Genomic DNA, 24,127 nt, shown 5'->3' with positions numbered 1-24,127 from the left:
ATTATTTTTTGCTGTCTTGAGGATCATTATAAGAATCGTAGGTTGATTTTAATGTTACCCCATCAGCTAATATTTCAAATGTAAGAGCATAACCACCCATTAGTTTATAGCTGGCGATATAATCATCTTTTATATAATTAAATAATCGCCATGCTTCAGGTTTTAACACATTTCTAAATACACCATAGCCAGACAGAGCAATATCTACACCACCGTAAACCAAATTGGCAGTTCTTTTATCTGATCCTATAAATGCAAAAGCATGTTCATATCCTTTTCTTAGATGTCCTTTATAGTCAGCATCATTATTTAATAATGATATTAAATTTTCTTCTATATTACCCATACCATGAACTATGAGTGCTGAACCTGCAACATAACCAACCGCTGTTTGACTTGTAGTTGTTACCATAGCAACACCTGTAATTAGCTGGATCCCTCCAGCAACCAAGCCAATACCTTTTAAAACATAAGTAAAAAAATCAAGCTCTTTCTTAATTTCTATAACAGCGTACTTCTGGAGTATATTATTTCTTATGATACTTTCTTGTTGGGATAAATATAATTTTTCTTTTTTTAGATCTTGTATTGCTTGCAATTTAGATGATTGTGTGGATGACTTGCTTAATATTATATTTAAATTATGGTCGGTAAGTTTTTTTATTTCCGATTTAAGTTTTTGTTTTATAATAAAACTATCTAAAAATAGTGAGGCACTCAAAGCTGCCTCAGTGACACTTCTGGCAGTTAGTGCCCCCATTGTTGCAAAGTAATCATTATCTCTATTTGCATATATGTCCATGTTTAATAAACCCTATCATCCCAAATACTATACCCGCTAGTTCCTGCTATATGATGTTGCCACGTTATACTTTTATACTTTAAAGAAACGCTTTCCTGTGGTTGGGCATCATTATGAGTTAGAGAATGAGGGCAAATAATATCAATATTGCTTATAGTAACATTTGTTGCTTTTATAGTAAAAAAAAGTACTAATCCACCATTATTATCTGTTCTGTACACATCAAATATACATTCTAATTCTTCATTGTTTGATATTGCCATTCCTAATAATGGAGTTGATTTATCTATTGGTTTTTTTATTGTGATTGGGAAATGATTTACATTTTGCTCCCTAGATAATGAATGATTTAATTCGTAGATATATATTTGGTTTTCGTGATTGCTCTGACAAAGGTTACCAATTGAATCTTCTGACGAGCAACCAGCAGATATTAAACCTTGTTTTTTTCCTTTAATTGTTAAATAAATAATATTAGCCATTCCATTTTCCTTTGATGCATTTTTATTCACATTAAAGTACAAAATAATTATTTGCTTTGTCAATGATATTTATAATATTTTAAAATTAGATTAACTTGTAGTGTTTTATTTTGTCAAACGTGAATATTTAAATGATTATATTTTAAGCTACTATAGTATGTTTTTTTTGGATTTTTATTTTTAAATTTAGATTAAATAATCTATGTATACTTTAACAAGTAAAATTAGCTAAATAACATTCCAAATTTGTAGTTCACTTCCTTACTCCTCATAAATTGAGTGTATCACTATTATGAAAACCTATTTAGATAGATGGCAAATCATATCGCCATTTTTACAAACCAGGAAGCGAATGGGTTAACAGTCACTGGATGACTCTCAATAGTAAACGTGACAATTTCATCAGAGATGATCTCTATTCCTTTGAAAACATATCCAAACGTTTTACAAAGAAATACATTAACGAATTGGTCGAAGAAGTTAAGGAGAGTGTTTCTCTTTGGCCTAAATTGGCCAAAGAGAATGAAGTACCATCTTCATTAATAGAGGAAATTGAAACTAATCTTCGTATGGATATTTAATTAAACAATTAACTCAAATCATGCAGGTGTTTTTTCAACGATGACGTCAACCTGAAATCGGAAAATTTCACCTGTAATCCTTCACGTTCTGGGGAACAGCACATAGCTCCGACAAACACTCGCTGCTTATTGGAGTTATCGATAGCAAAAGGAGATAACCGCAATAAAGGCCACATCACACCATCGGTAGAATACTGCAACCGGATAGTCTCTTCTTGATAAGTCAAACGTAACCAGAATTTATCTGGGTTACCAGAGAAAACCCCCATTGCCCAGTCAGAACAAGGATTCGTCAGTACACTGCCAATCGTCGACTGCCCATCAGAATGTTCAATACCCGCTTTCAACCACTGATGCTCATCCACCAGCAGCATAATGCCAGCCTGATCATATAGCTGTTCAAAACGCCCTTCAATACAGAGCTGGAACGTGAACCCCTCTTTAATATGTACATCATCATCAACATAGCCACCAAATACATGGCCACTATGACGCTGAAAGCCATACCACGTATCACGCCAGAAATCGGTTTTATTATCCGTCGTGACATGAAGTTCATCTTCCTGACACCGCCAAGAAGCTGGTTCATTTAACCAATGACATTGCTGCAAATTCATCAATATTTACCCTGTTATTTTTTGGCCGTATTAATCAAACCATACCCTGCCAACAATGAAAGAGAAAGCAAAGCAATAAAGGCAAAAGCACCATGTAATGTGACTTGATGTGCCAAGCCTCCGATAATTGCCGGACCAAGCAGGATGCCCGAATAACCCATCGTCGAAACCGCAGAAACAGCCAGCGCATCAGGCATGACTTTCTGTTGCCCTGATGCAGTGAAAAACATCGGGGCTAAATTAGATAAGCCAGCACCAATCATCAGGAAAGCAATAGCTAACTGAACAGTACCCGTTGCCAGATAAATCAGAACAAAACCCGAAGTCGCCAAAATGGCACTGCCCAAAAATACACGCCGATACCCACATGCCGCAATGATTTTATCGCCCAGAAACCGGCCGCATGTCATGGTAATGGCAAAAAGGGTGTAACCGAATCCCGCTTGATGGCTGCTCATGTTATGTACGCTACTGAGCAAGATCCCGCTCCAATCCAGCATAGAACCTTCCATCAGATAGACAACAAAGCAGAGGGAACCAATCAGGATAACAATGCCACGTGGTAAGGCAAAAAATGGCGTATCTTCTGTTTCAGTGTTATCCAGCAACCCATTCCATGCAGGCAATAGCAGTAGAATCACGAATAATGCCACGACAACTGTGACCTGAAATGGGGGAATACCCATAAACAGCAATAAGCTGACAGTGCCTGCACCCGCAATTCCACCTAAGCTGAATAACGCATGAAAGCCTGACATAATTGGCTGGTGTACTCTTTTCTCAACATTGACCGCATGAATATTGATGATGACATCGGTCGCCCCAATTCCTGCACCAAACAAAAACAGGGCACAAGCCAACGTCAGTGGCGTTGAAAGCACACTTAACCCCGGCAATATCAAAATAGCCAACAAGGCAAAAAAGGTAAAAACCTTTCGGCAGCCAAAACGAGTCGCCAACATTCCTGCTATCGGCATCATGATAAAAGAGCCGATACCAAACAGCAGTATCAGCAACCCAATCGAGCCATCATCCAACCCTAAGCGTTCTTTCACCAACGGGATCAGGGGGGCCCAACTCGCAATACTGAATCCCGCAATAAAAAACGAAATTCGCGTTGCCATAATAGGCTGCTTTATTGAAGAGACTGTATATTCTTCAGACAATTCAATTCCTCCAGATATTATTCCTAAAAAACAAGATTTCTAAACAATATTCCCAAACAATATTCCCAAACAATATTTTCAAATAACGCTTTAAAATATGTCATTAAAACATGCCCTCTACTGGCTTTAGTGGAGGGCATTAAATATTGCTCATCAAGGCATTACATTAATTTTGCATTTATTCCAGAAAATTGGGGAATATCCGCCAACCCTTCAATGACACGGGTCGCCTGCCCATACTGTTCTGTTAACGACAAAGCATGAGGCCAGGCATAGATACATGGAATGCCCGCCTGTTTTGCCGCTTCTATTCCCAAATCAGTATCTTCAATTACCAGAGTTTGCTGAACATCCATCGCTTTCAGTTTCAACATTGCCAGATAAGGATCAGGGAAAGGTTTGGTTCTTTCCACATCATCACCAGAGATCAGGGCCGGTGGTTCATCCAGATCCAACAACCTTAAATTCGCCAAACACACATCACGCGGTGCAGTGGAAACAAACCCAAAATGGGTGCCATTTTGTTGCAGGGCCGCAATCAAGTTAGTAATCCCCGGACGCAGATAATGTTCAGACAATTTTTCTTGATAACGCGAAATAATCCTTTCAGTAATGCCTTGCTGCATAGATGCCGGAAGGCCAATTGCATCCAGTGTTTCCGCCAGACTTAGTCCAATCAACTGCTGCGGCTGGATATTCTTCACGTGCCCTGATGCCTGTTCACCCAATACATCACCGACGACATCGCGCAATACATCAAAATGCAGTTGTTCACTATCGACAATGACGCCGTCGATATCAAAAATGACATTCCATCTATTCATCGGAAGCAGTGCCTCAAAACAGTTAATTATTTTAGGTCAGAGATCCTAATCAACACCTTGCAATTTGGGGTATTGAGAGGAACTTGGGCTTTCGCCGCAAGATCACAGCCGACGATGAGAAAAGCCTGTTGGTAATCTTTGAAAGCAAAGGTCTGACTAATCAAACGCCCTACAGGAATGACGCCATCACGGATCATGGCATAGGCACGCTCAAAGCTATTGTTCAGGGAATCAATGGAGCCAACGACAGAAAGGCTTTTATCCGCAATTTTCATGATATCCAGACTGGCATGTTTATCCTTCAGGGCAACATTCAGCAGTTTTCCTCCGGGAGCCAGATGAGCGAAAATGTATTCGGTCAATTGCCCCGTTGTATCCACACACAAATCAATCAACGTCGATTTATCACCATATTCTTGCATCAGTGCCGTATCAAAATCGGGGTATAACTGACATTCTGGCGGCAAATTATCTTTGGCAAACTGCATCCGGCTCTCATTTTTCTCAACCATAAATGCCTTCACGCCCCGCTCATGCAGCGCCCAAATGTACAACATCCCCATTGGGCCGGCCCCTGCCACTACCGCACGAGTATTCGTATGGGTGATCCCCAGTTTATCCACACCGGTTAATGTGCAACTTAGTGGCTCAGTCAACGAAGCCTCTTCCATACTGACGTGATCGTCCAACTTAATTAGCAAGTTTTCTTTTGCCAGATACTGACCAGCAAACGCGCCATCATAGGAAACACCGGCTTCTGTCCCAAACTTTCTCTCACAATGATTGGGATTTCCTATCTGGCACATCCGGCAATGACCACAAAAGTAGGTCGGGTTGATGACAACACGATCTCCCACCTGAAACTGAGTCACACCGCTACCGATTTTAGCCACCACACCGGCGGTTTCATGACCCAACGTCGTCCCCGATACGGCAACAGGATAAGAACCAGTAATGATCCCTACATCCGTACCACAAATGCCACACACAGCGACATCAACAACAACATCATCCGGTTCAATACAAGACAAAGGTTCAACTTGTTGAAGCTCGACGTTCCATGCCTGATGGTATTTAAGCGCTAACATTATGCAATCTCCCTATATTCATGTGTGGCAGAGCTTAACTCTGAAAAAGTCAGGTCTATCTTATGCAGGATTTCATTCAAATGTTCTTGTGTACAAATCAGCGGTGGGCGTACTTTGATTACCTTTCCTTTACCATAGCGGGAACCGCGCAGAATCAAATGATGGCGGCTGGCTGTTGCGATGGCCTGTGCAGCAAATTCCGGGGATGGTGTATCAAAGCCATACATATAGCCGACCCCTCTGACGCCAGTGATTTCAGGATATTTATGCTGTAACTTCAACAAACCATCACGCAGATGGGCTTCATTTTGTTGTACATTTTCCAAGATCTTATCATCTTCAATAATGTCGATGATTTCGTTGAGGGCGACTAAAGAGAGAGGGTTGGCACCAGAAGTGCTGGAATGTTCAAATGATTCCAACACATCCAGTGAATGACGCATCAGTACACCGCCGGTCGGAATACCAATACCGCCAGCACCTTTGGCGAAAACGATAATATCCGGCTCCAAATCCTTGGCATAACCTGTCGATGCAAAGAAAGTTCCTGTACGACCAAAGCCGGTTTGTACTTCATCTGCAATAATGATGATGCCATGTTGATGGCAGATTTCCCTGATCTTCCGGTAGAATTCCACAGGGAAAACCGTGTTTCCGCCATTCCCCTGAATCGGTTCAATAATCAGACATGCAATATTGTCGCTAGAGCCTAATTGAATGAATTGCTCTAAATCGACAAATTTATCTTCTCCCAATTGTGATTGTGATTCAGCCAGAACACTGGCAGGAGCAGGAATTTTTATCGAACCATCGATATTAATATGAAAGTCTTTGATTCTGAACGCATTACCCGAAATATGAGCTGTTGCTAAAGATTGACCGTGGTGAGCAAGAAAGAACGAAATAATGCCTGAACGCCTTGTGGCTTTTTGTGCTATCCGAATGGCACATTCAACCGCACCAGAACCGGAAACATCCCGTAACCAGATACGGTCTATTCCCTCCGGGGTATATTTCTGTAATTTAGTCAAAATATACTGTGACATTTCACGTGTATAAGCCGAACTTAAATGCGTACATCTATCAATCTGCTGCTTGAGTTTTTCTGCAATCCTCTGATTTGTGTAGCCAAGCGGCAAATTAAACGTCCCTGATGCCGCATCAATATATTTTTCACCATCAATGGCCAAATAAGGGCCATGACCCACAAAACGAGAAAGCATCTCTTCAAGATGGTTTTTATTTTCCATAATGACTCACCACTAATTAGTTATGTTAAACAATAAAAAAACACCTACTGTGATGAGACCAGCTTAAGCACATTTAAATTTTATTTCGATCACAAAAACGTTATAAAAAATATCATGTAATTTTAAAAATTATTTAATATTTGAAATATCATATATTTTTCCATTAATATTCTTTTATTATATTAAACTGGAAATAAATCACTTCTGGAAATAGCCATTAAACGCCCAACCCCATCATTTGCATCAAATTCTGAGCCTGATGAATAGCTTCCTGCCGATGAGTAATGCCCATTTTCTGATATAAATTACGTATATGGGTTTTGATAGTCGTCGTAGCTACATCCAATTCGGCAGCGATCTGATCGTTGCTGTAGCCAGAATAAATCAGCCCCAATACCTGCCATTCACGCTGGGTAAGCGGGCTATTACGAATCAGTTCCGGCACATCAGGATGGTGAATCAATTGTTCGACAAACGCTTCATCAAAGTGAGCAAATTTATGTCGGTGCTGGCGGTTGATTTCCCGCAGGATACGCTGTGCCCGATGCTGTTCCATTTCCGGTAAAATATTAAGCTGGATAAGCTGGCGTAATTGCAAAGCCATCAGTTCCCCTTCAATGACAAAGTGGCTGATGAATCCCGTGCGATTAGCCAAACGCAGAGCTTCCATCAAAACATCCTGAGCCTCAGCTTTTCGTCCAAGCTGCCAATAAAGCAGATTACACAGCAGGAGATTTCTGTTCAGGTCGCTGATCAGCGCCAACTCTCTCGCGTATTCATTCAGTGTCTTTAAGACAGATTCGGCTTCCGCATACTGCCCCAGCAGGATTTGGGCGCGGGCAATATTGCGCCATTGATTTTGATTGAAGTGATTACAGAAACTTTCAGGCCGTTCTGCCTGCACCAGCCACTGAGACATCGAATTGCTGTCTTCCACACTCTGCCAGATAATAACGCGCAGTTTGTCAGTATTCGTCCGCCAATCACGGTGATACTGACCATTACTCAGCAAATTCTCACAACGGGATAGATAACGGCGGGCATTATCAATATCGCCACGAATCAAAGAACATTTCGCCAATTGCGTCAGGCATTGTAATTGCTGCTGTGGCTGGAAATTGGACAATACTTCCAATCCTTGGCGGGCCGCTTCTTCCGATTCATCAATGCGTGCCCAACACCACAAAAGCTGCGAGCGAATTCTCAGTAGAAATTCATTCATCGGCAATTGTTCCAAATGCTGCTCACGAATTAAATCAAAAGCATGGGTTTGGATATCATAAGCAGCCTGTAAATAACCCTGAGCCAGTAAAATCTCACTTTGTTGCAGCAACGCCCATAAAGCATAGTGATAAACATGGCAAAGGCGGGCAAGTTGCTCCGTTTGCTTCATCAGAGCCAGTGCGCTAACCAGTTGCCCGTTGCAATGCAATACTTCACCTTTCACCGACATAGCGACAATACGACCATATTGATTATCCGGCAGCAGGGTCGCCAGTGCCTTTTCAGCCAAGGCATCTGCATCGGCTGGCCGCCCGTCGTTAATTGCCACTTGAGCGCGCAAGGCATCAAATTCCGCCAGCAACTCCGGTTCAATGACTATTTGTTTCTGCTTAAGTGATTGCTCCGCCTGATTCAATAACGCATTCACCTCATAGTGGCGGTGCTGACTTTGTGCCAACCACGCTTGCAACAGTACCAAACGCGGGCTTTCCAATAATTGTTCATATGGCAGTGCATTCATGCACTCTTCCAGCAAAGACAGTTTGCTGTGGTTAAAGAGATCCCAGGCATGTTGCAGTAAAATATCCCGCAACAACACACTATCCCCTGCGGCAAGGGCATGGTGAATCGCTTCCCCCGGATATCCCTGCATCAACCATCCTTTCACTGCCGCTCTGTGTAATTCAGGTAATTTTGCCGCCATTTCCCATTGGCAGCGCTGGCGCAAGAATGATGCAAACAAAGGATGAAAACAGAACCACTCGCCGGAATCATCCATGCGCTGAATAAACAGCCCCTGACGCTCAATATCCTCAAGGCGCTGCTGGCCGTTTTCTTCTCCCGTCAGGCAAACAATCAAACCATCATTCATGGAACGCAAGATAGAACTATGTAGCAAAAAATCCCGCGTCGATTGATCTACACGATTTAAAACTTCATCCACGAGATAATCCGCAAGATGGCTGGCATTAATCCCCGAAAGCCGCTTCGCTGACATTTCAGCCGTGTTGCCCGATTGGCGGGCAGAAAGTGCAATAAGCTGCAATGCTGTCGCCCATCCTGCAACGTCATTGCACAACTGTTTGCAATTATCGGCATCCAATGGATGCGCCAGCCGTTTGGCAAAAAATTGCTGAGTTTCCTGATAATCGAAAGCGAGTTGCTGACTATCAATCTCTAATAGCTGTTCACGCACACGTAAATTTGCCACGCCCAATGAAGGCAAATGGCGCGATAAGATCATCAGCGTCAAATGCTCTGGCTGGTGGCGGAGAAAAAAGCGCATTGCTTCGTGAATAAGGTCATTCTCTATAAGATGGTAATCATCAATCACCAGAAAAATTGGCTGCTGCCATTCACTGAGTTCAATAAAAAGTTGAGCAAACAGTGCGGATAAATTGGCATACTGATGTTTCTGAGCCAGCACCTCACTTTTCGCACAATGCCTTTGCGTTGCCTGCTGAATAGCGGCTATCAAATAGCTGGCAAAACGCTCTGGCTGATTGTCGCTGTCATCGAGAGAATACCAGCCCAGATTATCCCGTCCGGCAGCCCATTGAGACATAAGGGTGGTTTTACCATACCCCGCCGGACTGGTTATCAACACCAAGCGATAATCTTGTACCTCATTGAACTTTTCTAACAGACGCTCCCGCATAACCATATTATTCAGGCGAAGTGGACGACTGAGTTTCGATGGGATAAGCATTAATTTTCTCCCCACACAAGCAGTGAATAAAACTGATACCAGAATTCCGTTTGATGCGATTGGCTGACTTACGCCCTTAACATACATCAATGCCAACCAAATTTAGAGAAACGCCCATCTTTTGCAAACAAGTTGTTTGATTTCATTGTGTTAAATTGCACCTTGTCACATTCTTTTACTACAACCTTTCTATTTCTCGATGAAATTGCGAAAAGATTCGAAAGAAATGGCTACGCCCTTGCACTCCTCCCCGCGAATATTTTCACGGGATGATGTTTCCCATGCCATGAGCATTCAGCATATTCCGCTAAATAATCTCTACATTTTCCTTATTCAGTGACAGGATGACGACGCCATGCAACAGTTCGAATCAGGTGAAAAAACCAAGCTAAATAAAGCCACATTCCAAGCGGCTCTCACACGCCAATGGCAACGCTTTGGTCTTACCTCCTTGCAAGAGATGACCCCACATCAGTGGTGGCTCGCCGTGAGTGCCGCACTTTCTGAATTACTTCCTCTCTCTTCCCAGAAAAACCATGGCAATTCATCCCATAGCAATCTATCTCAGAGCAATCTATCTCAAAGTAATCCACCTCAAAGTAATCCACCTCAAAGTAAGCAACGCCATGTGAACTATATTTCGATGGAGTTTCTGATAGGCCGCCTGACGGCTAATAACTTATTGAATCTGGGGTGGTATGACGATGTGCAGGCTTATCTGGCAGAAGAAGGCATCGTTTTAACGGATTTGCTGGAAGAAGAAACCGACCCTGCATTGGGTAACGGCGGGCTGGGGCGGTTGGCAGCTTGTTTTCTTGATTCCATGGCAACGATCAATCAACCCGCCACAGGATATGGCCTGAATTACCAATACGGCCTGTTCCGCCAATCCTTTGAACACGGACAACAGATCGAAGCCCCCGATAATTGGGAACGAGAGTCTTACCCGTGGTTCCACCACAACGCCCAATTAAAAATTGATGTTAGTTTTGGTGGCGAAATCGTGGCAACTGCCGACGGTCATGAAACGTGGAACCCTGCATTTACCCTGATTGGCGAAGCGTGGGATTTACCGGTAATTGGGTATGGCAATGGCATTACTCAACCACTGCGTTTATGGCAGGCAACATACGATAGCCCCTTTGATCTGTCACTTTTCAATGATGGGCAATTTCTGCTTGCTGAACAACAAGGCATTGAAGCCGCCAGTTTAACCAAAGTGCTCTATCCGAACGATAATCATCAGGCCGGCAAGCGCCTGCGCCTGATGCAGCAATACTTCCAATGTGCCTGTGCCGTGGCAGATATTCTGCGCCGTCACCAACAAGCAGGGCGTAAAATAGAAGAACTGGCACGTTACGAAGTTATCCAACTTAACGATACTCACCCAACTATCGCTATTCCTGAAATGATGCGTCTTCTGCTGGATGAATACCAGTTAGATTGGGAAACAGCATGGAAAATTACGGGACAAACGTTCGCCTATACTAACCATACACTTCTGCCGGAAGGCTTGGAACGTTGGGATGAAAAACTGGTTATTGAACTCCTGCCACGCCACCACCGCATCATTCAAGAAATCAACCGACGTTTTAAAGAAACCGTGGAACAAACTTGGCCAGGTAACCAACAAGTCTGGGAAAAACTGGCGGTTATCCATGACAATCAGGTAAGAATGGCTAATCTCTGCGTTGTCGCCTGTTTTGCCGTCAATGGTGTCGCAGCACTGCATTCATCTTTGATCGTGTCTGATTTATTCCCTGAATATCATCAATTGTGGCCAACAAAATTCCACAACGTCACCAATGGGGTAACGCCTCGTCGTTGGTTAAAACAGTGCAACCCTGCGCTTTCTGCATTAATCAGTCAGACATTAAACCAAGAATGGGTTAATGATCTTGATGCTCTCAAACAACTCGAGCCTTATGCTGATGACGCCACATTTTGCGCAGCTTACCGCACCATCAAACAGGAAAATAAAATTCGCCTGTCCAACTATGTGAATAAGGTCATGGGACTCAAACTTGATCCGCATGCCATGTTCGATGTACAGATAAAACGTCTGCATGAATACAAGCGACAACATTTGAATCTGCTCCATATCTTGTCACTTTACCGACAAATTCAGGAAAATCCGGCTTTGGATATCCACCCCCGTGTTTTCTTGTTCGGTGCCAAAGCTGCTCCCGGTTACTATCTGGCGAAAAACATCATTTCAGCCATTAATCATGCGGCGGAAAAGATCAATCATGATCCGATCGTCCGCGATCGCATCAAGATTGCTTTCATCCCTGATTACAACGTTTCCGTAGCGGAACTGATGATCCCTGCCGCTGATGTATCAGAGCAAATCTCCACTGCGGGCAAAGAAGCCTCTGGAACAGGCAACATGAAACTGGCCTTAAACGGCGCACTCACCATCGGAACACTGGATGGCGCCAATGTCGAAATCGCCGAACAGGTCGGAAACGACAATATCTTTATCTTCGGTAAAACCGTGGAAGAGGCAAAAGCCTTGCTGAATAATGGCTACAATCCACACGATATTCTTCAACAAGATCATCATCTGAAAGGCATATTGGATTCCCTTGCTAAGGGTGAATTCAGTCACGGAGATACGCACGCATTTGATCTCATGTTACGTAGCCTGATTGATGCTGGTGACCCTTATTTAGTGCTGGCTGATTTTGCCTCCTATTGCCATACCCATAAGCAAATTGATTCCCTGTATCGTGACTCTCAACGTTGGACACGCAGTGTTGTGCTCAACACCGCCCGAATGAGTAAGTTTAGTTCTGACCGAACTATTCGGGATTATCAGCAGCGCATTTGGCAAACCAAATAGGGATTTAGCATGGAAAACAAATGGCTAGATGATTTAGCAACTGAAGCCGGCATTACCAGCGAATATATTAATGCCTATGGAAAACCACAGGCGATCCCGGCTGAAACCCGGCATCGGATATTGGAAGCCATGAGTAAAAATACACCGGTCGACAGACCGGTTTCTTACTTACAGGATCCTTCTTCGCCTCAGGTTACAGTGATTATTCAAGGTCAGGAGATAACTCTGCCGCTAAAGCCGCTAACCAGTTACCACTGGCAGATAACCACTGAACAAGGGGAAGTATTTCATGGTCGCTGTCAGCATCAGCTCACTTTACCAAACGACCTCCCTTTGGGATATCACACTCTGACACTGATACCAAAAGTGGAACAAGAAGCCAGTTCTCAACAACAAACTATGCAACTCATTGTTGCTCCTGAACGTTGTTATGAACCACAGGCGCTGATACATGGAGAAAAACTTTGGGGCGCTTGCGTTCAGCTTTATACCCTGCGCTCAGAAAATAACTGGGGAATCGGTGATTTCAGCGATTTGAAATACATGTTGCAAGAACTGGCATTACGTGGAGGAGCTTTTGTCGGCCTGAATCCTCTTCATGCCATCTATCCTGCCATGCCTGAAAATGCCAGCCCTTACAGCCCATCCTCCCGTCACTGGCTCAATATCATCTATATTGCAGTGCATCAGGTAGAGGATTTTAAGGATAGTGCCAAAGCACAAGCGTGGTGGCACTCACCGGAAACACAGCTCAAACTCCAGCAAGCCCGCCAGACAGAGTGGGTTGATTACACGACTGTCATGGCACTAAAAATGGCGGCCCTACGTCTCGCTTATCCACAATTTAAAAACCGAACCGGCAATGATCCCCAGAAATTTGCTTTCCAACAATTTGTAACCAAAGGTGGCAAAAATCTTCACTCTCAAGCAGTTTATGATGCACTTCACCATAAACTATATGGAGAAAATAATACTTACTGGGGCTGGCCGGTATGGCCGGAAAAATATCGTGAATTCGCCAGTGAAGCAGTGAAAGAATTTTGTCATTCATACCCTCAAGAAATCGAGTTTTTCCTTTGGTTACAATGGATAGCTGATATTCAACTTGCTGAGTGCTTCACAACCAGTCAATCCAACCACATGCCGATTGGCATTTACCGTGATCTCGCTGTGGGTGTGGCACAGGGAGGTTCTGAAACATGGTGTAACCGCAACATTTATTGCACTCAGGCGTCGGTAGGAGCACCACCTGACATTCTGGGGCCATTAGGACAAAACTGGGGGCTTCCGCCAATGAATCCCCATGTATTAAAAGCTCAGTCCTATCAACCGTTCATTGAATTACTACGCAGCAATATGCGCCATTGCGGTGCATTGCGTATCGATCATGTGATGTCTTTACTCAGGCTCTGGTGGATCCCCCAAGGAGAAACTGCTGATAAAGGCGTCTATGTCCATTATCCGGTCGATGATCTTCTGGCGATACTGGCACTGGAAAGCCAGCGTCATCATTGTCTGGTGATTGGTGAAGATTTGGGTATTGTTCCGGAAGAGATTGTAGATAAGTTACGCGATCGGGGCGTTTATTCATATAAAGTGTTTTACTTTGAACGCAACGAGCAAGGTGAATATCGCTCTCCTGATGAATATCCTGTGCAAGCCATGGCAACCATTACCACCCATGATTTACCTACCTTACGTGGATTTTGGCAAAACGGAGATCTCTCTTTAGGAGAAGACATTGGTTTGTACCCTGATAAAGCACTTCTTGCTGAGTTATATACTGAACGTAAACGTTGCAAGCAGGCATTATTGGCAAGTTTAAATCAACACGGCTATTTATCAGAAACATCGCCTATAGAAACATCACCTATAGAAACGGATAAACAGCCATCATCACAGCAAACTGCATTACAAGGGCAAGCCGAACACCCCATGTCTGCTTCTATCAATTACGCTGTACATCACTATATCGCTCATAGCAATTGCGCTTTATTAGGATTACAACCTGAAGACTGGCTAGATATGGAAAACCCCGTCAATATTCCCGGTACAACTGAGGAATATCCCAACTGGCGACGCAAACTCACTGTCACATTGGAAGCTATGTTTACGGATGAGCATATCAAGCAATTATTGCAAACAGTAAGAGAAGCCAGAAAACAAGCTTCATAACCGGCTAAACCGGCAACGAACGTTATCCTATCGTTGCCGGTTTATTTCAGCCTTTCACGCCTCCCGATGTTAATCCACCGACCAACCAGCGTTGAGCAACCAAGAAAACCACCGTAATAGGAATAGCTGAAAGTACAGCCGCAGCGGCAAAGTCTCCCCAAAGATAGTTTTGTGGGTGAAGATATTGCTGCATGCCCACTGCCAACGTGTAATTATCTACGTCCCGTAATAGCAGGGATGCAACAGGCACTTCGGTAATCACACCAATAAAAGACAGGATAAACACAACAGCCAATATCGGTACAGAAAGTGGTAGCAATATCAAACGGAAAACTTGCCACGTTGTCGCCCCATCCAGCATGGCAGACTCTTCAAGCGAACGATCTATCGTTTCAAAATAACCTTTGATCGTCCATACATGCAGAGCAATCCCTCCCATATAGGCAAAAATCACGCCACCGTGGGTATTGAGCCCAAGGAAAGGGATATATTCCCCTAGCCGATCAAACAAAGCATATAATGCGACTAATGAGAGCACAGCAGGGAACATCTGAAAAATCAGCATACTTTTCAGTAAAGTGCTTTTGCCACGAAAACGCATGCGGGCAAACGCATAAGCACAAGTTGTTGATAATGCAACAATTCCGATCGCAGTAATGGATGCAACTTTTACTGAATTCCAAAGCCACTGCATAACCGGAAATGGCGGCAGGACCACTCTCCCATCAGGAGATTCCACACTATAACCAAATGCCAGTTTCCAGTGTTCCCAAGAAATGGTGTCTGGGATCAGGCTACCAGTAGCAAAATTCCCCGGACGCAAAGAAATAGCAATCACCATCAACAGAGGAAATAAAATCAAGGCAATAAAAGCCAGCATAAACACGTGCGTTGCCCATACCCGCCAACGTTGCGATTTGGGTTGTACCATCGCCATATTCTTGCTCTCCTCAATCAAATTTAATGCGGGTGGTTTTCAAATTGATGATGGCTAATGCCCCCACTAACAGGAAAATTAACGTCGCGATCGCGGCTGCCAGACCAAAATCCTGTCCGCCGCCGCCTTCAAACGCAATACGGTAGGTATAACTCACCAAAAGATCGGTATAACCCGCAGGAGTCGTTGTACCAATATGGTCAGGTCTGCCATTGGTTAACAATTGGATCAGGACAAAGTTATTAAAGTTAAAAGCAAAGCTGGCAATCATTAACGGTGTCAGTGGCTTAATCAACAACGGGAAGGTTATTTTGGTGAAGTTCTGCCATGTCCCTGCACCATCAATAGCGGATGCTTCATAAAGGTCATCAGGAATAGCCTTAAGCAGCCCCATGCAAAGAATCATCATATAGGGATAGCCCAACCAGGTATTTACGATAATCAACATCGTTCGGGCCAAGGTTGGATCTGTAAACCAATCTGGTTTAAGGCCAAACAGGCCGTTAAGCACCAGATTAATTTCACCGAAACTCTGGTTAAACAATCCCTTAAAAATCAAAATGGAGATAAAAGAAGGAACGGCATAAGGCAAAATAAGGAGTACACGATAAATCGCCCGTCCTTTAAGGGCTTCCCACTGCACAATACACGCGAGGATCATTCCTAATGCAACCGTTAGTACTACCGTCAGCAGCGAGAAGATCACCGTCCAGACAAAAATAGACAAAAAAGGTTTTTTAATGCCTTCATCCTGTATCACCCGCAGGAAGTTTTTCCAGCCAATGGAAACTGTAAACCCCGGGCTTAATGTTTCTTGTCCCCAACCACTTTCAGCATGAACGGATTGATAAAACCCTGTCTCCATATTCGGCCGATATTGCACGCTGGTTTGTTTATTGGTCAATGTAACGCCATCTTCTTCAAGGGAATAAAGAGAATGTATAGCGGAAAACTGACGCAATGAACTCATCCGTAACTGACCACCATCGGGAAGAACCGCGACCAATCGGCTCAAGGCTTGACGATGTTGGGTAATCGTGCGTAACGTTGCGGCATCACCTTCAAAACTTTTTTCTTGTTCACGTAGAGGCAGGGTAATGTCTTCCGTCTCAGAAAAAGAAAAAGGCATTGATACCAGTGGTTGAGTGCTGTCTGGAACGCTCAGCGCCAAAATCCACTTATCAGATGCAGGATAGAGTTTAAAATTAAAGGATTGCCCTGCCTGATATTGACGACTCATTAAGACAGTCTGGGCACGTTCAAAAGTCAATTGGTTGGTACTGCTATAGTTTGTGAAAGCAATGGCAATCGTGCAAATAAGCGGAAACAGTATAAACAACCCTATTCCAGCAATTCCTGGGTAGGTATAGCGCCAAACATACGCTTTGCGATTGGCAAAAACATAAATACCGCTTCCCAGTAATATCAATGTCAACATAGCAAACAGGTATTCTCCCTGCGCATACATCAATACAACCAGATAACCGGTAAAAAGCAGGCACAAACCTACAGCAAACCATTTCAAGGCAGGATGCTGCCACCATACTGTTTTTTCTAATGTCGCTGACATCTTGCACTTCCTGTTACGATTACTCGAGATAAAGTTCCCGTAATTCAATTCCCGTAATTAAGGGTCTATCCAATGGGTACTCAGGCTCCTTTCAAAGCAGGAGCCTGTTATTTGTTTATTTTGTCATTCTTGATTCAGCATCATTAAGTGCGGCATCGATTGTCTGACGACCATTAATACTGTTAAGAACTGCGCTACGCATGGCGTACCAGAAGCTACTCATTTGAGAGATATTAGGCATAATTTCGCCTTTCTGAGCATTTTCCATCGTGGCAGCAATACGTGGGTCTTTCGCAAGGATCTCCTGATAAGATTTCAAAGCCACGGCTCCCAACGGCTTATCTTTATCTATCATTGTTAAACCTTCGTTCGTAAGCAGATAGTTCTCCAAAAACTCCTTCGCCAATTCTTTATTGGGGCTGGCCGCATTAATCCCTGCCGTTAAAATACCCACAAATGGTTTAGACGGTTTTCCTTTGAAAGTCGGCAATAACGTAACGCCATAGTTAATCTTGTTTTTATCGATATTTGACCATGCCCACGGGCCATTGATCGTCATTGCTGTTTTGCCTTTATTAAAGTTGGCTTCAGCAATCGAATAATCAATGTCAGCACTGAGATGTTTGTTTTTGACTAAATCAACCAAAAACTGCATTCCTGCTTTAGAGCCTGCGTTATTCACTCCGCTATCTTTAACGTTATAAGTACCGTTTTCTGCCTTGAAAGCGTAACCACCATCTGCGGCAATCAGCGGCCAGGTGAAATAAGGTTCCTGCAAATTGAACATAATTGCGCTTTTATTTTGCTTTTTCAGTTCATTATCCAATGCAGGAATTTCTTCCCATGTTTTAGGCGGAGATTTGATTAAATCTTTATTGTAGATAAGAGAAAGCGCTTCAACTGCGACAGGATATCCCATCAGTTTTCCATCATAACGAACAGCATCCCAAGTAAAAGGGAATAGCTTATTGATGAAAGCGCTGTCAGGTGTAATTTCAGCGACTAAACCTGATTGAGCATAACCGCCAAAACGATCATGTGCCCAAAAAATGATATCCGGCCCGCCTCCTGTAGCCGCTATTTGGGTATATTTCTCTTCCAGCTTGTCAGGGTGCTCAACAACGACAGGAATTCCCGTTTCCTTTGCAAATTTTTCACCGACCTGAGCCAGTCCATTGTAGCCTTTATCACCATTGATCCAAATCACCAGCTTGCCTTCCTCAAACTTTGCAAAAGCTGGGGCAGACAATACCCATGTCGTTAAAACAGACAGCATAAGGGTGCGGGTACCCATTTTAAAATTTTTTTTGATCATCATTCCGCCCTTTTATCATTTGTCAGTTCAGATGAGTTTCTTCATTACTCATTTCTTTGCTACATGGCTAAAAAATGGTTCTCAGTGTGCAATTAATAGAAAAAAGACTCATCCTCCCCTGCCCTACGCCTCAATCAGAATGAGTGTGAACTGGGTTACAAAAATAATTAAAATCATAACGTTAACACCAATAAGGCATTATTTTTTGCGATTTGAATCACATCTTATCTGACAATTGGCTCCTCCATCCCCTAACCGCATTAATCTCATCATCCTGATTCCTCCCCCATAAAAAACTCGGGAATGGAGGATTCTTACACCTGTTATTTTGTACACAATCTTGCCAATCCGAGGGAGGGAACAAATGTCTAGCGTCACATTCCGCAATGTATCTAAATCATATGGTGAAACAGTCATCTCCAGAGATCTCAATCTTGATATCCAGGAAGGAGAATTTGTCGTATTTGTTGGCCCGTCAGGGTGTGGAAAATCGACGTTACTGAGGATGATCGCGGGCTTGGAAGACATCACATCCGGTGATTTGCTGATGGCGGGAAAACGGATGAATGATGTTCCACCAGCTAAGCGCAGTGTCGGCATGGTTTTTCAATCTTATGCGCTATATCCCCATCTCTCTGTTGCTGACAATATGTCATTCGGCATGAAGCTGGCAGGAGTCAAAAAAAGTGATATTCAAAAACGGGTGCAACAAGTTGCAGAAACCCTCCAGCTTGCTCATTTGCTCGATCGTCGCCCTAAGGCATTATCCGGTGGACAACGCCAACGGGTCGCTATTGGGAGAACACTTGTCGCAGAGCCAAATATTTTTCTGCTGGATGAACCTCTTTCTAATCTGGATGCGGCCTTACGTGTACAAATGAGAATTGAGATTTCACGTCTGCACAAGCGCCTGCAACGCACGATGATTTATGTCACCCATGATCAGACTGAAGCTATGACTCTGGCGGATAAAATTGTTGTGCTGGATGGTGGAAACATTGCTCAGGTCGGCAAACCCCTTGAAATTTATCACTATCCTGCCAATCGCTTTGTTGCTGGCTTTATTGGCTCACCGAAAATGAATTTCCTACCTGTCAAAGTCTCAGCTATTGCCGTCGATCAGGTACAAATTACCCTGCCTAATGGTCAACTCGTTTGGTTGCCCGTTGAAAGTAAAGGGCTCACGGTTGGTAGTAATGTCTCTTTGGGAATTCGCCCCGAACACCTTTTGCCTAATGATGTTGCTGATGTTACGTTAGAGGGGACAGTACAGATAGTGGAACAACTGGGCAATGAAACCCAAATTCACATCCGCATACCTGCCATTCACCAAAACTTAGTCTACCGCCAGCCTGATATTGTTCTCGTGCAAGAAGGAGCGGACTTCACTATCGGGTTAGCTCCCCACCGTTGCCATCTTTTCCGTGAAGATGGAACTGCATGCCAACGTTTACATAAAGAACCCGGAATCTAGATCCGCGGTTATCAAAAATAACAGGAGAATCATTATGCGTATATTGCCTCTCTCACTGGCCATGCTCACTGGTTTGTTATCCATGCAGGCTGCTGCGGTAGACTTTCACGGCTATGCCCGTTCAGGAATTGGCTGGACAGGTAGCGGTGGCGATCAAAAATGCGCCCCAGTCACAGGCGCTCAGAGTAAGTACCGTCTCGGCAATGAATGTGAAACCTATGCGGAACTTAAGCTAGGTCAGGAATTATGGAAAGAAGGTGACAAGAGTTTCTACTTTGATACCAACTTAGCTTACTCCGTATCTCAAGAAAAAGACTGGGAGGCAACCAATCCTGCTTTCCGTGAAGCAAACGTAAAGGCAACCAATATCATTGACTGGTTACCCGGTTCAACATTGTGGGCAGGTAAACGTTTCTACCAACGCCATGATGTTCATATGATTGACTTCTATTACTGGGATATTTCTGGCCCCGGCGCAGGGTTGGAGAATATTGACCTTGGTTTCGGCAACCTTTCCTTCGCTGTAACCCGCAATACAGAATCCGGTGATTCACATGGCTGGGTTGCCGGTGAAAAGAAAAAAATCTCAACCTCAAATGATGTTTTCGATATAAGACTCGCTAAATTACCCGTCAATGATGGCGGCACATTGGAGCTTGGCATTAATTATGGACGCGCTAATGCACGCAAGGGATATAAGCTTGATCAGAAGGCATCCAAAGACGGTGTGATGCTGACTGCTGAACATACCCAAAGTATGCTCGGTGGTTTCAACAAATTTGTCTTACAGTATGCAACTGACGCTCTGACTTCCAGCAGGAATGGGCGTGCTGAAGGTGCTAGTGCCAACAATGACGGGCATATGCTGCGCGTTCTGAATCATGGTGCCGTCAGTGTTGCAAAAAACTGGGATCTGATGTACGTCGCCATGTATCAAGATATTGATCTCGACAATAACAATGGCGATACATGGTACACAGTAGGTGTCCGCCCAATGTACAAATGGACACCAGTAATGAGTACCTTGATGGAAGTTGGCTATGACAATGTAAAATCCCAACGAACCAGCAAGAGCAATAATCAGTACAAAATTACACTGGCCCAACAGTGGCAAGCCGGTGACAGTATCTGGTCACGCCCTGCCATTCGTTTATTCGCTACTTACACCAAATGGGATGAGAAATGGGGTTATAGTGGCGGCGTAGCTTATCGTGATACACCAGCGCACCGATTCAGCCGTGGTAACAGTGATGAATTTACGTTTGGTGCTCAGTTTGAGGCTTGGTGGTGATGAAAACGAAATTACTCGTACTTTGTCTCAGTACGTTATTCTACAGCATGATTCCCGCTGGAAGTTATGCTGCATCAAATGCTGTAACCACTAATAAAGCAAGTTCAGGAATAGCAACATCCAACGCTATTGCACCAAATTTGTCTCTGTCAGCCTTACACAAGTTACAATGGCAACCCATTAATACTCATGACACACAAACCGTTATTCTCAGTGGCACGTCACAACAACTTACTAATGAGGATATCCGCGGGGCGATAGCGGCATTTGCTTTGCCTGCTAATCAAGGTTCATTGGAGATCACGTTAAATAGTCTGATAAAGGACAATCAGGTATATTCACCAAATGTTCTGGTACTTGATGAACAACTGAATCCTGCTGCCTTTTATCCAAGCCACTATTTTCACTATCAACAACCGGGCATTATGTCCGTTGACAGGCTTCAAGGTGTATTAAAACTGACACCTGCATTAGGACAACAGCGAATTTATTTACTGATTTATACAACTTTTGCTGATTTGAAGTCCTCTACACAAATGGTCGATCCCGCTAAAGCCTATGCACAAGGAGTAGGTAACGCAGTACCGGACATTCCGGATCCGATCGCTCGCCATACGGAAACAGGAACTTTAACGCTAAAAGTGAAGTCAGAACGTGATGCCGGCAATATTCTGATTGGTCAGGTATTTTCTACACCAGCACCAAAACCCGTTACCGTAGGCTCTACACAAGAAATATCCACATCACCGGTAAGAACACTCCCCGTGACTGTACCGCAATCTACCGCATCCGCAGCTAAACCTGTACTGAGCGATACAGAACAGTATTTCAATGATGCCATCAGGAGAGCTATTAATCATGGCGATATTGATAAGGCGTTGAAACTGTTGGATGAAGCGGAACGCCTAGGTTCGCCAACCGCACGAGAAACTTTTATTAAGTTAATAAAAAATAAAGGATAAATTTAACTCATGACAGGGTTATAGCTTATTGAGTTTGAGAACTAAATATCACTATAACCCTTTCATTATTTCTTAACAGACTTTTGTTATCACTCGTTACGGTATGATATTTAATTAAAATTCTCTTTAACTCCCTTTCTTATCAAGATAATTTTTTATTTTTCCGCGAAATTTATAGACGAAACCAATAACCAGCACTAATAATAAGGTAATAAACATGATCTCGGGTATTATTACTGAAAATAACAAACAGAATAAAACACCTATAGACAGCAACGAAATAACAATATCCTTCATTGCAACATTAAATAACCACGCAATAAACTTAATAGTATATTTTATGGTGTTATAAAATATTTCCAATATTGTTGCTAATATATCTGCCAATATATCCACCAGCATCATTCCTTGTAAAAAACATTTATATTAGGTTCAAAATTCACAATAAATCCAAATAAATCATAACATTGTGAAATAGCTCTTAGCTTTTTATCGAATAAATATTTTACATCTTACATACGATTATCAATTGGTTGCAAAGGCATTGATTCAGGGTTATTAGCAATCATTTTTGCCATTTTTTCAATCGGATCAGTCCGTAAGATATATAATCGCTTCAATGAGAATGGGTTATCACCCAGCTTTACTTTGCCTTGTATCGTGGTCACCGCCAAATGAAACCCGGCTTGTTCAGCCGCTTTCATTGCTGTCGGGTTATATCCACCAAAAGGATACGAGAGATAAAGTACATGAGGGTTAAACTGTGACAAGGCCCGTCTGGAACGTTCGAAATCATACAAAATAGTACGATATGACCGACTGAATAATATGGGTTGCTTATTTTTCCCCAAGCGATGCAAAAAGTGGGTATGGGATTGAAAATCAAACACATCCTGCATGGCATATAATTCAGAGAGGCTGGTAAATTGCAGACTATTAGGGTTCCATTTCTGCGGGTAACGTTTAATACGAGATGAAATAATAAAAAATGTCGCTTTCTGTTTGTTTTCTTTCAAAATTGGGTAAGCATAACGATACACAGATTTCAAGCCATCATCAAAAGTCAAACCAACCACTTTTGCTGGCAAATTAATTGTGCCATTTATATAACCTTCCAATTCATATAATGAAATTGTGGTGTAACCTGCTTGTTTCAAATAAGCCATCTGCTCACGAAAGGCTGTCAGAGATGTCGTTGTTGAGGTATGGAGAAAACGTTTATTCTCTTTATCCTGCAAAATATGATGATAGGTTAATAAAGGAATGCCATTATCCAATTCTGCATCCTGATCACTAATGTAGCCTAATCGATCACCCATATTAATTTCATACCAGGTATGATGTGAAGGATCATGTAACTTACTTACAATCGGGTAACGGAGGTTCGCCATCAAAATACCAACTGGTTTGCTATCAATTTTAGGTGTGCTATAAATTTTGGCTTCTTTAAAAACCACCAAATTTTGGGTAACTTTTTTATGGAGAATATTGAAGGGATCTGCGGGAAACGCCGATTTTTTTATTTTCTTTAAATGCTCTTTGGCAATATAGCCGGTGCCATTACCAAAATGAAACGCATAATAATCTTTATCTTCCCCTTCTTCTTCAAACACCTTCAGGCTTTGCCTTTTCTTTAATACACCAGCCTTGATAACGTGTTCACCGACCCAGGCATAAATATCACTGTCTCTGGTCGACTCCATATAGTGATAGTCAGGCGAGTCATGGTGCTGCGCGAAAACAGGATAGGAAAAACATAATAAAAGTGGCAAGAAAACCATTGCACTAACATGAACGATTCGTCTCATTTTAATTT

At 43.0% G+C, this 24,127-nt stretch carries 17 protein-coding genes; 5 read left to right on the top strand and 12 right to left on the bottom strand.

From position 1 onward, the window contains the following. Position 1: 1 nt before the first annotated feature. The 8 genes from Xmir_RS09710 to malT form a co-directional block, all read right to left on the bottom strand. Complete coding sequence (locus Xmir_RS09710; protein ID WP_244170910.1) at positions 2–802, bottom strand: DUF4225 domain-containing protein; 801 nt, start codon at positions 800–802, stop codon at positions 2–4. 2 nt (positions 803–804) lie between these two features. Then, a complete protein-coding gene (locus tag Xmir_RS09705; RefSeq protein WP_099114178.1) occupies positions 805–1,284 on the bottom strand; it encodes an Hcp family type VI secretion system effector in 480 nt (159 codons plus the stop codon). A gap of 589 nt (positions 1,285–1,873) precedes the next feature. Next, positions 1,874–2,482: a DUF1349 domain-containing protein gene (locus Xmir_RS09695; protein ID WP_099114176.1), complete on the bottom strand. Its 609-nt coding sequence runs from the start codon at positions 2,480–2,482 to the stop codon at positions 1,874–1,876. 14 nt (positions 2,483–2,496) lie between these two features. Beyond that, on the bottom strand, positions 2,497–3,606 hold the full coding sequence (locus Xmir_RS09690) for an MFS transporter (RefSeq protein ID WP_208620418.1): 1,110 nt from the start codon (positions 3,604–3,606) through the stop codon (positions 2,497–2,499). A gap of 203 nt (positions 3,607–3,809) precedes the next feature. Continuing rightward, positions 3,810–4,472, bottom strand: coding sequence for an HAD family hydrolase (locus Xmir_RS09685; RefSeq protein WP_099114174.1), 663 nt, complete (start codon positions 4,470–4,472; stop codon positions 3,810–3,812). 26 nt (positions 4,473–4,498) lie between these two features. Then, positions 4,499–5,560: a zinc-dependent alcohol dehydrogenase gene (locus tag Xmir_RS09680; RefSeq protein WP_099114173.1), complete on the bottom strand. Its 1,062-nt coding sequence runs from the start codon at positions 5,558–5,560 to the stop codon at positions 4,499–4,501. Next, positions 5,560–6,810 (bottom strand): class-III pyridoxal-phosphate-dependent aminotransferase, encoded by a 1,251-nt coding sequence (locus Xmir_RS09675; protein WP_099114172.1) that lies wholly within the window; start codon positions 6,808–6,810, stop codon positions 5,560–5,562. Before Xmir_RS09675 ends, Xmir_RS09680 begins: the two co-directional genes overlap by 1 nt. Before the next feature lie 217 nt (positions 6,811–7,027). Next, complete coding sequence (gene malT / locus Xmir_RS09670; protein WP_099114264.1) at positions 7,028–9,742, bottom strand: HTH-type transcriptional regulator MalT; 2,715 nt, start codon at positions 9,740–9,742, stop codon at positions 7,028–7,030. 355 nt (positions 9,743–10,097) lie between these two features. On the opposite strand from malT, the gene malP reads away from it, so the two are divergent. Beyond that, positions 10,098–12,587 (top strand): maltodextrin phosphorylase, encoded by a 2,490-nt coding sequence (malP, locus tag Xmir_RS09665; protein WP_099114171.1) that lies wholly within the window; start codon positions 10,098–10,100, stop codon positions 12,585–12,587. A 9-nt stretch (positions 12,588–12,596) separates the two neighbouring features. Then, positions 12,597–14,762 (top strand): 4-alpha-glucanotransferase, encoded by a 2,166-nt coding sequence (malQ, locus tag Xmir_RS09660; protein WP_099114170.1) that lies wholly within the window; start codon positions 12,597–12,599, stop codon positions 14,760–14,762. A 46-nt stretch (positions 14,763–14,808) separates the two neighbouring features. On the opposite strand, the gene malG is transcribed toward malQ, so the two are convergent. The 3 genes from malG to malE form a co-directional block, all read right to left on the bottom strand. Next, a complete protein-coding gene (malG, locus tag Xmir_RS09655) occupies positions 14,809–15,699 on the bottom strand; it encodes a maltose ABC transporter permease MalG (protein WP_099114169.1) in 891 nt (296 codons plus the stop codon). Positions 15,700–15,712: 13 nt separating this feature from the next. After that, positions 15,713–17,269, bottom strand: coding sequence for a maltose ABC transporter permease MalF (malF, locus tag Xmir_RS09650; RefSeq protein WP_099114168.1), 1,557 nt, complete (start codon positions 17,267–17,269; stop codon positions 15,713–15,715). Between the two features lie 115 nt (positions 17,270–17,384). Next, positions 17,385–18,584, bottom strand: coding sequence for a maltose/maltodextrin ABC transporter substrate-binding protein MalE (malE, locus tag Xmir_RS09645; protein WP_099114167.1), 1,200 nt, complete (start codon positions 18,582–18,584; stop codon positions 17,385–17,387). Between the two features lie 364 nt (positions 18,585–18,948). Between malE and malK the strand changes: the two genes are divergently transcribed. From malK to malM, 3 genes are read left to right on the top strand one after another with little or no spacing between them, the layout of a single operon-like run. After that, entirely contained in the window at positions 18,949–20,058 is a 1,110-nt protein-coding gene (gene malK, locus Xmir_RS09640; protein ID WP_099114166.1) for a maltose/maltodextrin ABC transporter ATP-binding protein MalK, read from the top strand. A 34-nt stretch (positions 20,059–20,092) separates the two neighbouring features. Next, entirely contained in the window at positions 20,093–21,349 is a 1,257-nt protein-coding gene (locus Xmir_RS09635; protein ID WP_099114165.1) for a maltoporin, read from the top strand. Further along, complete coding sequence (gene malM, locus Xmir_RS09630; RefSeq protein ID WP_099114164.1) at positions 21,349–22,311, top strand: maltose operon protein MalM; 963 nt, start codon at positions 21,349–21,351, stop codon at positions 22,309–22,311. Before Xmir_RS09635 ends, malM begins: the two co-directional genes overlap by 1 nt. Before the next feature lie 512 nt (positions 22,312–22,823). On the opposite strand, the gene Xmir_RS09620 is transcribed toward malM, so the two are convergent. Next, positions 22,824–24,119: a polysaccharide deacetylase family protein gene (locus Xmir_RS09620; RefSeq protein WP_099114162.1), complete on the bottom strand. Its 1,296-nt coding sequence runs from the start codon at positions 24,117–24,119 to the stop codon at positions 22,824–22,826. Positions 24,120–24,127: the final 8 nt, after the last annotated feature.

It is taken from the genome of Xenorhabdus miraniensis, assembly GCF_002632615.1.
This window is presented reverse-complemented; position numbering and strand designations above follow the sequence as displayed.

Coding starts and splice junctions, on each gene's coding strand:
- Xmir_RS09710 (WP_244170910.1), bottom strand. CDS start 802: ATGGACATATATGCAAATAGAGATAATGATTACTTTGCAACAATGGGG.
- Xmir_RS09705 (WP_099114178.1), bottom strand. CDS start 1,284: ATGGCTAATATTATTTATTTAACAATTAAAGGAAAAAAACAAGGTTTA.
- Xmir_RS09695 (WP_099114176.1), bottom strand. CDS start 2,482: ATGAATTTGCAGCAATGTCATTGGTTAAATGAACCAGCTTCTTGGCGG.
- Xmir_RS09690 (WP_208620418.1), bottom strand. CDS start 3,606: ATGGCAACGCGAATTTCGTTTTTTATTGCGGGATTCAGTATTGCGAGT.
- Xmir_RS09685 (WP_099114174.1), bottom strand. CDS start 4,472: ATGAATAGATGGAATGTCATTTTTGATATCGACGGCGTCATTGTCGAT.
- Xmir_RS09680 (WP_099114173.1), bottom strand. CDS start 5,560: ATGTTAGCGCTTAAATACCATCAGGCATGGAACGTCGAGCTTCAACAA.
- Xmir_RS09675 (WP_099114172.1), bottom strand. CDS start 6,810: ATGGAAAATAAAAACCATCTTGAAGAGATGCTTTCTCGTTTTGTGGGT.
- malT (WP_099114264.1), bottom strand. CDS start 9,742: ATGCTTATCCCATCGAAACTCAGTCGTCCACTTCGCCTGAATAATATG.
- malP (WP_099114171.1), top strand. CDS start 10,098: ATGCAACAGTTCGAATCAGGTGAAAAAACCAAGCTAAATAAAGCCACA.
- malQ (WP_099114170.1), top strand. CDS start 12,597: ATGGAAAACAAATGGCTAGATGATTTAGCAACTGAAGCCGGCATTACC.
- malG (WP_099114169.1), bottom strand. CDS start 15,699: ATGGCGATGGTACAACCCAAATCGCAACGTTGGCGGGTATGGGCAACG.
- malF (WP_099114168.1), bottom strand. CDS start 17,269: ATGTCAGCGACATTAGAAAAAACAGTATGGTGGCAGCATCCTGCCTTG.
- malE (WP_099114167.1), bottom strand. CDS start 18,584: ATGATCAAAAAAAATTTTAAAATGGGTACCCGCACCCTTATGCTGTCT.
- malK (WP_099114166.1), top strand. CDS start 18,949: ATGTCTAGCGTCACATTCCGCAATGTATCTAAATCATATGGTGAAACA.
- Xmir_RS09635 (WP_099114165.1), top strand. CDS start 20,093: ATGCGTATATTGCCTCTCTCACTGGCCATGCTCACTGGTTTGTTATCC.
- malM (WP_099114164.1), top strand. CDS start 21,349: ATGAAAACGAAATTACTCGTACTTTGTCTCAGTACGTTATTCTACAGC.
- Xmir_RS09620 (WP_099114162.1), bottom strand. CDS start 24,119: ATGAGACGAATCGTTCATGTTAGTGCAATGGTTTTCTTGCCACTTTTA.